Origin of the sequence: Colwellia sp. BRX8-9 (assembly GCF_014077245.1) — a bacterium.
Taxonomy (GTDB): Bacteria; Pseudomonadota; Gammaproteobacteria; order Enterobacterales; family Alteromonadaceae; genus Colwellia_A.
This window is the reverse complement of record NZ_JACGVN010000002.1, coordinates 254,223-266,387: the sequence shown is the minus strand read 5'-3', so window position 1 is coordinate 266,387 and position 12,165 is coordinate 254,223. Positions and strand designations below refer to the sequence as shown.

Sequence of the window (12,165 nt, the reverse complement as noted above, 5' to 3'; positions counted from 1 at the left end):
TAGCGCGGAGCTTACGTTAGTAAGTGAGCACTTTTCTTACAGAAGTTTCGCCATTAACAACGTTTAATATCAGATTAACGAGTGCGTGGGCAAATTTCGTCATCTGAGAAGAAGTAAGCAATTTCACGTGCAGCAGATTCTAAAGCGTCAGAACCGTGAGCAGCATTTTCGTCGATGCTATCAGCAAGATCAGCACGGATAGTACCAGCAAGTGCTTCAGCTGGGTTAGTAGCACCCATGATTTCACGGTTTTTAAGAACAGCGTTTTCGCCTTCTAAAACTTGAACCATAACTGGACCAGAAGTCATGAATGAAACTAAAGCGCCAAAGAAAGGACGTTCGCTATGTTCAGCGTAAAAGCCTTCAGCTTTTTCTTGGCTTAAGTGAATCATTTTAGAAGCAACAATTTTTAAACCAGCAGTTTCAAAACGGTTATAAATTTGACCAATGAAGTTTTTAGCAACTGCGTCTGGTTTTACGATAGAAAAAGTACGTTCGATAGCCATGATAAGCCCTTATATATATTTTAGATAAAATAGGTGTATAAATTTTGGCGCGATTATAGACGAATTTGAACAAAAAAACTAATATTATTCACTTAGTACTCTTTTTGATTTTAATGTCTTGAACCCAGCCTCGAATCCTTCTAGAGATATGGGTAACGTAAGTTGCTTTTTACTCTCTAAAGCAAAAGCGATCATACCGACCTTAGCGTTTTTCATCTCATTGAGTAAAACATCATCGATTTTAATCATACTTTAAGGTGTAAAATAAGCAGATATAAAAAAACTGACATTGAGTCAGTTTTTTTATATGAGTAACAAAATACTAACTACACACTGCTTCGACGATACTGTCGATATTCTGGTTGCCAAAAGTTCTGTTCTATTTTTGCGAGTAAGCTTTCATCATCGATGCGTAAAGCTAAGTTTTGATCAAAAGCTACTTTCGCGACAGCAAAGGCTATTTTACGACTTAAACTGGCAATCTCAGTGAGTGGAGGTAAGAGTTCACCCAGCCCGGTGTTGGCTAATGGTGAAGCTTTAGCAAGAGTTTCGCTGGCAACCATTAACATTTCATCGGTAACACGGTTAATATTGGCTGAAACAATACCCAAACCTAAACCAGGAAAAATATAACTATTATTACATTGCACGATAGGAAAAGTTTTACCTTGATATTCAACGGGTTTAAAGGGACTGCCGGTTGCAACAATGACCTCGCCTTGCGTCCAATTAATGACTTGTGTTGGCGTAGCTTCTACTTGTTTAATAGGATTACTAAGCGGGAAAATAATCGGCATTGGGCAGTGTGATTTCATTGCTCTAATCACAGGTTCGGTAAATAAACCCGGCACACCTGACACGCCGATTAAAATATCTGGCTGAGCATTATTCATCACTTCTAATAATGTCGCATATCGCCCTGAAACAGCCCACGTAGAAATTGTACGAGGTGATTGCACCAGTTTTTGCTGAAAGTCTCGTAAATCAGCCATACCATCGGTTAATAAACCAAAACGGTCGACCATAAAAATTTGACTGCGTGCTTGTTTTGCAGAAATACCTTCACTGACCATTTGCGCAATAATTTGTTCGGCAATACCGCAACCGGCAGAGCCACTGCCAACAAAGACAACTTTTTGCTGTGATAATGTGGTTTCTTTAGCAAGCTTACGCCCTTTAATGCGGCATGCTGCTAGTAAAGTACCGACAGTCACTGAGGCGGTTCCTTGAATATCATCATTGAAACAACAAATTTCATCACGATACTTATTAAGTAATGGTGTGGCATTGGGTTGAGCAAAATCTTCAAATTGCAATAATACATGTGGCCAACGACGTTTCACTGCTTGAATAAACATGTCAACGAACTCGTTGTATTCTTCTTGATTAATACGTTTATGACGACGCCCCATATACATAGGGTCATTCAATAACTTTTCGTTATTGGTACCAACATCGAGCATTACCGGTAAAGTATACGCGGGGCTAATGCCGCCACAAGCGGTATAAAGTGAAAGCTTGCCGATCGGAATACCCATTCCACCTATGCCTTGGTCACCCAGACCAAGAATACGCTCGCCATCGGTAACAACAATGACTTTTATTTTATTTTTTGTCGCATTACGAAGAATATCATCCATGTGATGTCTATCTTCATAAGAAATAAATAATCCACGCGAGCTACGATAAATATCTGAAAATTGCTCACACGCATCACCTACTGTCGGCGTATAAATAATCGGCATCATCTCAGCTAAGTGCGCCTGAACGAGCCTGAAAAATAAAGTTTCGTTGTTATCATGAATTGTACGTAAATAAATATGCTTATTTAAGTTGGTTCGAAACTTATTATATTGCATAAAAGCACGTTCAACTTGCTCGTCTATTGTTTCATAACGGGGCGGCAATAAGCCCATTAAGTTAAAATTAGTGCGCTCCTCTTCGTCAAAAGCGCTACCTTTATTTAATAGGGGGGTTTCTAAAAGACTTGGACCAGCATAGTGGATATATAACGGACGTTTAATATTTATTGTCATAATAATTTTTGATGTAGACCATATGGTTGATGAATAGTCAAAATTCATGGTAGTGATATATGCGGTAGTATAAGCCAGATGAGGTTTATAAAACAATCAATTACCTAAACAAGACTAAAAATTACCCTTAAATTTATCTGCCGCTAATCGACTTCAGAAATCCACGCTAATTGAATGGCCTCAAGCACTCTTTCACCACAATGCTTAGGATCATCATCAAAATTATCGAGGGCTATCACCCATTGCATCAATTCTGGAAAATGTAATTTAAGTGGATCAGCATCCGGATGCTCTTCCATTAAGTCTAATGCTAACTCTAATGAGTCTGTCCAACGATATCCCATATATAACTCCAACTTTTAAAATAAAAGATTAAACCACAATGCATCTATTGCAATCATGATAATTAACCAAATAAACATTCTTCGGTATTTAAGGCAAAATTGACAATCAGTTTGCCACCATTTTTTCAATGTCTCTTTCACTTAAACCACCCACCTTAACGCTTGGTCATAAGTATATACCTATGATACATCAAAGGCGCTACTTCAGCAGGAAATATAATCCCTTAAGATAGAATTGATTGAAATATTATGGTTATAATCTCGTCAAGAATTTTTATTAAAAGAGCAGAGAATAATATGAGTGAAATTAAGTTTTCATCCGCACAAAAAGAGTTACTGGTTCAAAAACTACAGCATTATTTTGCAAGCGAACTTGATCAAGAGCTCGCTCAGTTTGACGCTGACTTTTTGCTTGATTTTTTTACTAAGGAAATGGGCAATCATTATTATAATCAAGGTATTTATGATGCCCAGCAATTATTAACAGAAAAACTTGATTATATTTCTGATGAAATGTATCAATTAGAAAAACCAGCCAACTAATGACCACTGAGCAAAAATAGATTAATTAACTTGAGCCTTAACAATATTCTCTACCCTTTATCTGCAAGATTAATTTTAAATTGTATTATCAAGCGGCAATTATAATAAGAGTTGATTTATCACAACGATTATTCTGATAAATACGCTAATATGGCTTTACTGATTATTTGAAATACAAACTATAATGCAAATTACTGATTTAAATGAAGAGCAGAAAATTCTGCCAATATTTCGCTTAGGCTTTCGACCCTTTTTTTTAGGTGGCGCTGTTTTTAGTTTAATTGCCATTACTTTATGGTTGTTAATCTATAAAGGGACCATTAGCTTTTCACCTTACGGTGGTGGATATTGGTGGCATATTCATGAAATGATTTTTGGTTTCGGCAGTGCCATCATTGTTGGTTTTTTACTCACCGCAGTGCAAAATTGGACAGGTATTGCCAGTGTTAAAGGCAAACCCCTCGCCGCTTTATTCTTGCTATGGTTATTAGGCCGAGTGGTCATGTTAATGCCCGACTTATTAGGGGCAACATTAAGCGCTTTGATAGATTTAAGTTTCTTATTAGCTATCGCTTATACACTCGCCAAACCTATATTAGCGATAAAGCAGTATCGAAATTTATTTTTTGTACCACTATTGGTGATGTTTACCATCGCCAATGGAGAAATGCACTTAGCAACCCTTTACCCACAAAGTTTTTCGTTGAGCTACTCAGGTTATGCCGGTGTTTTATTAGTGGTATTTTTAATGTCCGTTATGTCTGGACGTGTTGTGCCAATGTTCACCGCTAATGGAACACAAACCACAAAAACAACCCCTGCTCCTTTACTTGATAAACTTGCTAATGGCAGTTTACTGCTTGCTATGCTGATGTTGTTGTTACATCCATTGGTGGGTTTTGTGCCGATGTTTTTTGGCATTATCTTAATTTTTGCTGGTTTATTTCAGTTAATTCGTTGGTTGAGATGGCGACCTTGGATAACACTGGGCGTACCACTTTTATGGTCATTACATTTCGCTATTAAATTTATTTGGTTTGGTCTTATCTTATTAGGATTTAGCTACATTATTGATGAAATCCCCAGTAATCATGTTTGGCATCTATTAACCATTGGTGGCATGGGGGGGATTATTTTAGCAATGATTTCTCGTGTTTCTTTAGGGCATTCTGGTCGACCATTAACCCCACCTAAAATGATGTCAGTCGCTTTTGCATCTATTACCCTCTCGGCTATGGTTCGGGTATTTGGGCCTTGGTTAGTACCAGAGAAAACTTTACTCTTTGTCGATATAAGTGGTTTTTTCTGGTTGGTTGCTTTTGGACTCTTTACTTTTTACTACGGGCCAATGTTGCTAAAAGCACGAGAAGATGGTCGTCCTGGTTAAACTAAGTAACACTCATGCCATAAAATAAATATCACATGATAAAACGGTAAACAGAAATATACGCTGATTGCCGTTTTTTTTTATCTTGATTTCTATTAAGCTAACAACATAATTTCTTTTTGACTACTCGCTATGCAAACCGTTTTTTTAGATCAACAAACCTTTAGTGCCAGCATTTCTTTGACCCGTATAAAGTCTGAGGTCAGTACATTAAGCTGTTATGCCACCACCACTGACAGTCAAATTATTGAACGTTGTAAAACGGCTGAGATTATTATCACCAACAAAGTGTTGTTATCTAAAAATATACTCGAGCAATTACCCCAACTAAAATTAGTGTGCATTGCCGCAACAGGTATGAATAATGTTGACCTAGTTGCTGCTAAAGCACTTAACATTGCGGTTAAAAACGTCAGTGGTTACTCACAAGCCTCAGTCAGTCAATATGTCTTTGCGCAAATGCTTGAATATTTCAGTAATACCGCACACCACAACATCAATACTCAACAAGGACATTGGCAAAACAGTGCTACTTTTTGTTTTCATGGCAAAGGAAGTCAAGAATTAGCAGGAAAAACCATCGGCATCATTGGTTTTGGCAACTTAGGTAAAGCGGTAGCGAAAATTGCTCAAGCTTTTGATATGCACGTCATGATTGCTGAACGTCCTAATGCGATAAAAATAAGAGAAAACCGTCATAGCTTTACTGAAGTATTAAATAAAGCCGATGTTATCAGCTTACACTGCCCACAAACCGAGGAGACGATAAACTTAATAAATAGTGAAACTTTAGCGCTTATGAAACCCTCGGCGTTACTGATTAACACGGCGCGAGGTGCACTGGTTAATAGTACGGATTTACTGCAGGCATTAAAGAATAAAATCATATCTCACGCCGTGCTCGATGTATTAGAACATGAGCCGCCAACAGTGAGTCACCCGTTAATTAGTGCATTAATGAAAAAAGAAATCGATAACTTGTCGATAACTGCCCATATTGCTTGGGCCAGTATCGAGTCGCAGCAGCGATTAATTGATTTAGTCGCTTTAAATATTAAAAACTATAAAGCCGTATAAGGTTTATGTATACGGCTTTTGATAAGACACATCTAAACGAATAGCTATACTATAAGTTCAGATGTGTGGTTGATGTTGATTAACTTTCTCTAATAAGATAATCGAATGCTGACAAGGATGCTTTTGAACCCTCACCCATCGCAATAACAATTTGCTTATAAGGCACGGTAGAAACATCTCCAGCAGCAAATATACCCGGCTCAGAGGTCTGACATTTTTCGTCAATGATGACTTCGCCATATTTAGTACATTCAACAACACCCTGTAAAAAATCACTGTTGGGTAATAAGCCTATTTGGATAAATATTCCCGACAAGCTTTGTTGCTTCATCTCCCCTGTTGCTCTATCTTCATAAGCCAGAGCAACAACTTTACCACCTTCAGCAATTACTTCTTTAGTAGCAACATTTTTAATGATGGTGATCTTTTTATGCGCTTCTGCTTTTTCTACCAATATTTTATCTGCTTTCAAGCCAGGTAAGAATTCGAAGACGGTAACATGATTAACCATACTTGCTAAATCTAATGCCGCTTCTATTCCTGAGTTACCACCACCAACCACAGCAACATCTTTACCTTTGAAAAATGGGCCATCACAATGCGGACAATAAGCGACACCAGAACCAATATTTTCTTTTTCTCCTGGTATACCAAGTTCACGCCATTTAGCCCCAGTAGCAATGATCACCGTTTTAGATTCGATAACTTCGCCGCTAGAAAGATGTAGCTTTTTCGGTACTTTGCTCTCGGGCTCACCTTTATCTATTTTTTCAACACGTACAAACTCTCTTGTCGTTATCTCGTAATCATTTAAGTGCGCTTGCATATTACCCGTTAGTTGTGTGCCGGTCGTTTTAGAGACTGAAATTAAGTTCTCAATACCTACGGTATCTTTGACCTGACCACCAAAACGGTCAGCAATAATAGTCACTTTCAAACCTTTACGAGCGGCATAAATAGCAGCAGCAACACCGGCAGGACCTGCGCCTATAACGGTAATATCTTGTAACGGTAACTGCTCGTTGTCATCGCCACCGACAATATAAGGGAAACGTTCGATAAGTTTATCGACTAATTGACCGGTGTCTATTTTTCCATTCGCAAATAATTCGCCATTAAGGTAAACACTCGGTACACCTTGGATATTACGTTCGTCTATTAAGTGCTTAAATAAGCCACCATCAATCATTTCACTGCTGATACCTTCGTTTAATAAGGCAAACTGATTCAACGATTGCACAACATCAGGACAGTTATGGCAACTTAAGGAAATAAATACTTCAAAGTGCAAATCTTCTTTGATTTTTTGCACCATTTTAGTCAAGGTGCTGTCTAATTTCAGTTCGGTACCAGATGACTGTAAAATAGCTAATATCAACGAATTAAATTCATGTCCACTGGGAATACCAGAAAAGTGGATGCCATTATTGTTACCGTCAATTTCTAAGTAGAACGTAATAGGGCTGCGTAAACCATCATCGCGTTCAACAAGTAGTAGATTGTCTGATACTGATGTTAACTGTGTTAAAAATTCTTTTAATTCATTGCGTTTTTGATGTTCACCCGTCTGTAAAACTAGTGATACTTTGTTGGTCATATTTTGGGTATAAGCTTTTACTGCATTTAAAATATCTTCACTTAACATGGGGCTACCTCATTATTTATCTTGTTGAATTTGACATAAGAGCTGTCATTTTGTTGGTTGAAATAAGGAGGAAGAAGTCTGGTTAACCAGAATAACGACTTCCACCCATAACGAGACTGCTGCCTTAGATTTTACCAACTAAGTCTAAACTTGGTGTTAAGGTTGCTTCACCTTGTTCCCAAGCTGCTGGACATACTTCACCGTCATTTTCACGCACATATTGTGCAGCTTTTACATTACGCACCATATCTTTTGCACTTCGACCGATACCACCCGCATGAATATGGGCAACTTGAATAACACCATCTGGGTCGACTAAAAATGTTCCACGGTGTGCCATATGATCTTCTTCAATCATCACATCAAAACCACGAGTAATTGTGCCAGTTTGGTCACCAATCATCGGAAATTTAATTTTACCAATCGCTTCTGAAGAATCGTGCCATGCTTTATGTGAAAAATGTGTATCGGTTGATACCGAGTAAACTTCAACACCAAGACCTTGCAACTCTTCATACTGGTTTGCCATGTCTTCTAATTCAGTTGGACAAACGAATGTAAAATCTGCAGGGTAGAACAAAAAGATTGACCATTTGCCTTTAGTACTCTCAGATGTTACTTCAACAAACTCATCGTTATGAAATGCTTGAGCTTTAAATTCTGGGATAGTTTTGCCTATTTGAGCCATGGGTATTACCTCTGTTATTTAAAAATGTTTAGTTAAATGGTTTTGTTTTAAAAGCATGTTTGCTTTCGATGTGGGTATAGTAGATTCTGTTGAACGATAAATAAATTTGATTAAATAGATTTTAATATTCTAAAAAACAGAATTACCAAATATTTATTATGATAACTAAACAAGAGATTATGCGAATGTCGGTTTCACATTATCCATCGAGAATATCAATATCAAAATAAGTTACCTGCGAACAAGATGACTAATTCAATAAATTCGATTAGGATGACATCTATGTTCAATATAAATTATCGTTATAAATATGATTTCAATAAAACAGCTTCATTACGCACTCGCTATCGAAAAGACTTTACACTTTAAAAAAGCTGCAGAGGCATGTAATGTTTCTCAATCAGCGCTAAGTACGGCCATTAATGAGCTTGAAAAGCAGTTGGGAATGATGATATTTGAGCGCAATAACAAACAAGTCTTAGTCACTCAAAAGGGGCAGCTGATCCTTAATAAGGCTCGCCAAGTAAAACTAGAACTAGATGAATTATTGCAAATTGCGAAAAGCGACAATCAACCTTTTTCTAGTTCGATGTCGATAGGTGTCATCCCAACTATAGGTCCATACCTTTTGCCTAAGGTGTTGCCCGAAGTTAGGCATCAATATCCAAATTTCAAATTGAAGATACTAGAAGAACAATCACATACCTTAGTTGATATGGTGCGAACCGGAGCGATTGATGCAGCGATATTGGCGTTACCCTATCCTATAGAGGGTTTAATGAGTTTCAGTTTTTGGCAAGAAGACTTCTATTTAGTCTGCCATAAGGATGAATGTCCACAGAAAACCCAAGAAATTACCAGTGAAGAGTTAGCGACAGAAAAACTAATGTTGTTAAAAGATGGCCATTGCCTCAAGGAACATGCACTAGCGGCTTGTCAATTACAAAACCCAAAACAAAGTGCTGATTTTGGCTCTGCTAGTTTGCATACACTGATCCAAATGGTTGCCGGTAAACTAGGAACAACGCTCGTACCACAAATGGCCTTAGATCAATTGACTTATAACGAATCTGAACTTCGGGCTATTCATTTAAATGAACCGGGGCCACACAGAACAATCGCGTTAATCATTAGACCTAATTATGTAAGGACCGATGAGCTGACTATCCTCAAAAATATTTTTACCGCACAACTTACTGAAAAGTGCAGTGATCATTATCTTAAATAATCGTTTCATTTTATAGAATTATATATTTAATTTTATGAAATTTACTGAATGATAATGTTAGGTGACAATCGTTTTATCGAAAATAAATCAGGTAACTCAGATGAAAAATATTATTAATAACATCAAGACAATTTTTAATACACCAACAGATAAAAAAGCTGTGGTTAATTGTAACTACTCAAATAATTACTATGGCGATCAGTATTGTCAGACGCAGAAAAAATAAAAGTATGGATGAGGTTAGGCGCTAGTAAGTGTTTATAAAAAACTAGCCCTTGCACACCAATATTGAGTAATAAACATTATAAATCAGTTAGAAATATATTAGCGGCATGACATTACTGTGCCAGTAAACCACTTCACCGAATTAACGTGTGTTATTTAAAATTGAGTTGGTATTTATTTAAAAGGACTTGATAATAAGGTGCTGCTTTAAATTTTTTGATGAGTTGTCCTAGTGTTTCTTTTATTTCTTTCGAATCCGCCCTAGCTTTGGTTAATCCTAGGTAGACTGGCGTTTTCGCAACATAAGGCTCCATCGCCTGAACTTTAGAGATAACATTATTTTTTTTAATCAATTGATTAAAAACATATGGATTAGATATAGCCATATCGATGCGCCTGGTCAGTAACAGCTTTAATAATACTTCTTCAGTTAATGCTGGTAATTTGGTGAGATAGTTAGCGCTATCAAAAGCTTTTCCATAGGAAAACTCTCTTTTGGTTCCAATTGAATAAGGTAATAATTGCTTTAATCGCCCATTATATTGAAAATTATTATCGGCAAGCGTAAATAATTGATTAATCTCATAACCGTAAGAGGGTTCAATAAAGTGATATGTTTTTGCACGCTTTTTATTTTTAAATAATGTAAGTATCAGATCAACTTTACCTTCTGCAACGAGATAAAGTGCTCTTGGCCAAGGTAAAGTGACAAACTCAAAATCATATTTTGAGTTTGCTTTAATATAATCGAGAACATCAATAGTAAAACCTTTTATTTCTCCATTTTCTTTATAATTATAGGGAGAATAACCTATTTCCTCTATAGCGACTTTCAGCGTAACTCTAGCTTTACCTAGATGATTACCGTCTGTCTTTAGACGGTTGTCGGCTAAAATAAAGAACGGAAAAAGGTAAAAGAAAAATAGTAATTTTTTAAGTATCATCATAAGTAAAAGTATAACGGTTTCTTTTTGTGTTTCCAGCGACTGGATTATAAATATTGGCTAACTACCCGTTATTATAGTTGAGTACCTTGCAAAGAAAAATGGCTAGAGCCACTCATCTTTAATCTTTCCATAATGAAAATATCCCCATTGGCCAACCCGTCGCAATGGTGCAAATGGAAATTTTGGTAACTGACAATTATAAAGAGGCAAGTTTTCTATTTTAGGGTCAATAGCTTTTTCAGCGACTTTTTCAGCCAACCGCTTACCTGCTTGCACCGAAAATGACACGCCAGAGCCACAGTAACCCATGCTATAAAAAACATTTTTCTTAGGATTTTGATAAATATGAGGTAAGTCGTCTAGCGACATACAGATCCAACCTGACCAAGCATACTGGTAGTTTAACTTAGCTAACGGTGGAAAACTTGTTTTTAACACTGCCAACAAACGCTGTGCGTAATAAGGATCATCAGCAGACTTGCCCGTTATTGCGCCACGCCCACCAAATAGAATGCGGTTGTCGGGCAGCTTTCTGTAATAGTATTTTAGCGCTCGTGTATCCATCACTACATTCGACGTTAAAAAGTTACAATCGGCTAACTGCTGCTCTGACAAAGGTTCGGTGACAATAATTTGTGAAAGTACCGGCAACGTTCGATCGGTTGTTAATGAATGAAACCCTTTAGGTGTATATCCGTTGGTAGCAATAACAATCTTTTTAGCCGTAACAACACCTTGAGGTGTTATCAATTTTTGTTGGTGCCCTTCATCTAAAATATCTAACACTGGAGAGCTGGTATGAACTTTAGCGCCTGCTTCACGTGCTAATCGCTGATAGCCCCAGGCCAGTTTCAACGGATTTAAACCAAAACCGTCTTGATAGCGAATCGCGCCATAAGCATTTTTATCGTCCATGTATTGTTGACGAACTTCGTTTCTCGTTAAAATCTCCACATCACTATTTTTAATACCTGCAAAGGTTTTTTGTTGCAGTTTTGCTTGGCTAATAAGCTCAGCTAATTTGCTCGGCTTATGCGCTACTTTTAAAAAACCACGCGTTTGTACGTCACAGTCAATACCTTCAGCGATCAGTGATTTTACCGTTTCAACGCCAGCGCACATTTCATCATAAATGCCGCGCATCACTTCTTCACCCCATTTTTGCGCCATATCGCTATAAGACTTACGTCCTGAAGACTTGAGAATAAAGCCAGCATTTCTCCCACTACAACCCCAAGCCGTTTGATTTGCCTCTAACACATGCGCCTTAATACCATGTTCACGCGCTAAATGTAGCGCACAAGAAAGCCCGGTATAACCAGCGCCTATAATAGCAACATCAACATCTACGTCTTGATTAATTTGTCCATCACTTGCTGGGGCATTTGTTTCAACATCTGCATTTTCAGCCCAGTAACTTTTAGGGTATGGGGCACCACAACCAGGAGATTTATCGTGTAAAGGATCGTACATTTTTCAAAACTACTTTAAGAAAGAAAACCACAGAAACTTTACCGTATTTATAGGAAATTTGCTAAG

Annotated in this window: 12 protein-coding genes; 4 read left to right on the top strand and 8 right to left on the bottom strand. The window is 37.4% G+C overall.

Annotation, left to right across the window (positions count from 1 at the left end):
* Positions 1 to 74: 74 nt before the first annotated feature.
* The 4 genes from ndk to iscX all read right to left on the bottom strand — a co-directional run bounded on the left by ndk (position 75) and on the right by iscX (position 2,886).
* Positions 75 to 506, bottom strand: a complete 432-nt coding sequence (gene ndk, locus H4J70_RS02960; RefSeq protein ID WP_070374808.1) for a nucleoside-diphosphate kinase — start codon at positions 504 to 506, stop codon at positions 75 to 77.
* An 84-nt stretch (positions 507 to 590) separates the two neighbouring features.
* The gene (locus H4J70_RS20970) at positions 591 to 755 is read right to left on the bottom strand and encodes an invasion associated locus B family protein (RefSeq protein ID WP_182250597.1); all 165 of its coding nucleotides are present in this window, start codon (positions 753 to 755) and stop codon (positions 591 to 593) included.
* 77 nt (positions 756 to 832) lie between these two features.
* Positions 833 to 2,542, bottom strand: coding sequence for an NAD-dependent malic enzyme (locus H4J70_RS02950; RefSeq protein WP_182213262.1), 1,710 nt, complete (start codon positions 2,540 to 2,542; stop codon positions 833 to 835).
* A gap of 143 nt (positions 2,543 to 2,685) precedes the next feature.
* Positions 2,686 to 2,886, bottom strand: a complete 201-nt coding sequence (iscX, locus tag H4J70_RS02945) for a Fe-S cluster assembly protein IscX (RefSeq protein WP_070374809.1) — start codon at positions 2,884 to 2,886, stop codon at positions 2,686 to 2,688.
* A 297-nt stretch (positions 2,887 to 3,183) separates the two neighbouring features.
* Here iscX and H4J70_RS02940 point away from each other — a divergent pair, with 297 nt between their 5' ends.
* From H4J70_RS02940 to H4J70_RS02930, 3 genes are all read left to right on the top strand, one after another.
* On the top strand, positions 3,184 to 3,429 hold the full coding sequence (locus H4J70_RS02940) for a DUF2164 domain-containing protein (protein ID WP_182213260.1): 246 nt from the start codon (positions 3,184 to 3,186) through the stop codon (positions 3,427 to 3,429).
* Positions 3,430 to 3,613: 184 nt separating this feature from the next.
* Positions 3,614 to 4,816 carry an NnrS family protein gene (locus H4J70_RS02935; RefSeq protein ID WP_182244156.1) on the top strand — a complete coding sequence of 401 codons (1,203 nt, stop codon included), beginning with the start codon at positions 3,614 to 3,616 and terminating at the stop codon, positions 4,814 to 4,816.
* Positions 4,817 to 4,948: 132 nt separating this feature from the next.
* A complete protein-coding gene (locus H4J70_RS02930; protein WP_182250596.1) occupies positions 4,949 to 5,893 on the top strand; it encodes a D-2-hydroxyacid dehydrogenase in 945 nt (314 codons plus the stop codon).
* A gap of 79 nt (positions 5,894 to 5,972) precedes the next feature.
* Here the strand turns inward: H4J70_RS02930 and ahpF are convergent, their stop codons facing one another.
* Positions 5,973 to 7,538 carry an alkyl hydroperoxide reductase subunit F gene (gene ahpF / locus H4J70_RS02925; RefSeq protein WP_070374812.1) on the bottom strand — a complete coding sequence of 522 codons (1,566 nt, stop codon included), beginning with the start codon at positions 7,536 to 7,538 and terminating at the stop codon, positions 5,973 to 5,975.
* 124 nt (positions 7,539 to 7,662) lie between these two features.
* Positions 7,663 to 8,226 (bottom strand): alkyl hydroperoxide reductase subunit C, encoded by a 564-nt coding sequence (gene ahpC, locus H4J70_RS02920; protein WP_070374813.1) that lies wholly within the window; start codon positions 8,224 to 8,226, stop codon positions 7,663 to 7,665.
* A gap of 310 nt (positions 8,227 to 8,536) precedes the next feature.
* On the opposite strand from ahpC, the gene H4J70_RS02915 reads away from it, so the two are divergent.
* The gene (locus H4J70_RS02915; protein WP_182213253.1) at positions 8,537 to 9,454 is read left to right on the top strand and encodes a hydrogen peroxide-inducible genes activator; all 918 of its coding nucleotides are present in this window, start codon (positions 8,537 to 8,539) and stop codon (positions 9,452 to 9,454) included.
* Positions 9,455 to 9,831: 377 nt separating this feature from the next.
* Here H4J70_RS02915 and H4J70_RS02910 read toward each other — a convergent pair whose 3' ends face one another.
* Together H4J70_RS02910 and H4J70_RS02905 are read right to left on the bottom strand one after the other, a co-directional pair.
* Complete coding sequence (locus H4J70_RS02910; protein ID WP_182213251.1) at positions 9,832 to 10,626, bottom strand: ABC transporter substrate-binding protein; 795 nt, start codon at positions 10,624 to 10,626, stop codon at positions 9,832 to 9,834.
* 102 nt (positions 10,627 to 10,728) lie between these two features.
* Entirely contained in the window at positions 10,729 to 12,099 is a 1,371-nt protein-coding gene (locus H4J70_RS02905; RefSeq protein ID WP_182213249.1) for an FAD-binding oxidoreductase, read from the bottom strand.
* Positions 12,100 to 12,165 lie beyond the last annotated feature (66 nt).

Excerpts from the sequence above, each read along its gene's own strand:
- H4J70_RS02930 (WP_182250596.1), top strand. The coding sequence starts at position 4,949 with ATGCAAACCGTTTTTTTAGATCAACAAACCTTTAGTGCCAGCATTTCT.
- ahpF (WP_070374812.1), bottom strand. The coding sequence starts at position 7,538 with ATGTTAAGTGAAGATATTTTAAATGCAGTAAAAGCTTATACCCAAAAT.
- H4J70_RS02935 (WP_182244156.1), top strand. The coding sequence starts at position 3,614 with ATGCAAATTACTGATTTAAATGAAGAGCAGAAAATTCTGCCAATATTT.
- H4J70_RS02905 (WP_182213249.1), bottom strand. The coding sequence starts at position 12,099 with ATGTACGATCCTTTACACGATAAATCTCCTGGTTGTGGTGCCCCATAC.
- H4J70_RS20970 (WP_182250597.1), bottom strand. The coding sequence starts at position 755 with ATGATTAAAATCGATGATGTTTTACTCAATGAGATGAAAAACGCTAAG.
- ahpC (WP_070374813.1), bottom strand. The coding sequence starts at position 8,226 with ATGGCTCAAATAGGCAAAACTATCCCAGAATTTAAAGCTCAAGCATTT.
- H4J70_RS02915 (WP_182213253.1), top strand. The coding sequence starts at position 8,537 with ATGATTTCAATAAAACAGCTTCATTACGCACTCGCTATCGAAAAGACT.
- H4J70_RS02950 (WP_182213262.1), bottom strand. The coding sequence starts at position 2,542 with ATGACAATAAATATTAAACGTCCGTTATATATCCACTATGCTGGTCCA.
- ndk (WP_070374808.1), bottom strand. The coding sequence starts at position 506 with ATGGCTATCGAACGTACTTTTTCTATCGTAAAACCAGACGCAGTTGCT.
- H4J70_RS02910 (WP_182213251.1), bottom strand. The coding sequence starts at position 10,626 with ATGATGATACTTAAAAAATTACTATTTTTCTTTTACCTTTTTCCGTTC.
- iscX (WP_070374809.1), bottom strand. The coding sequence starts at position 2,886 with ATGGGATATCGTTGGACAGACTCATTAGAGTTAGCATTAGACTTAATG.
- H4J70_RS02940 (WP_182213260.1), top strand. The coding sequence starts at position 3,184 with ATGAGTGAAATTAAGTTTTCATCCGCACAAAAAGAGTTACTGGTTCAA.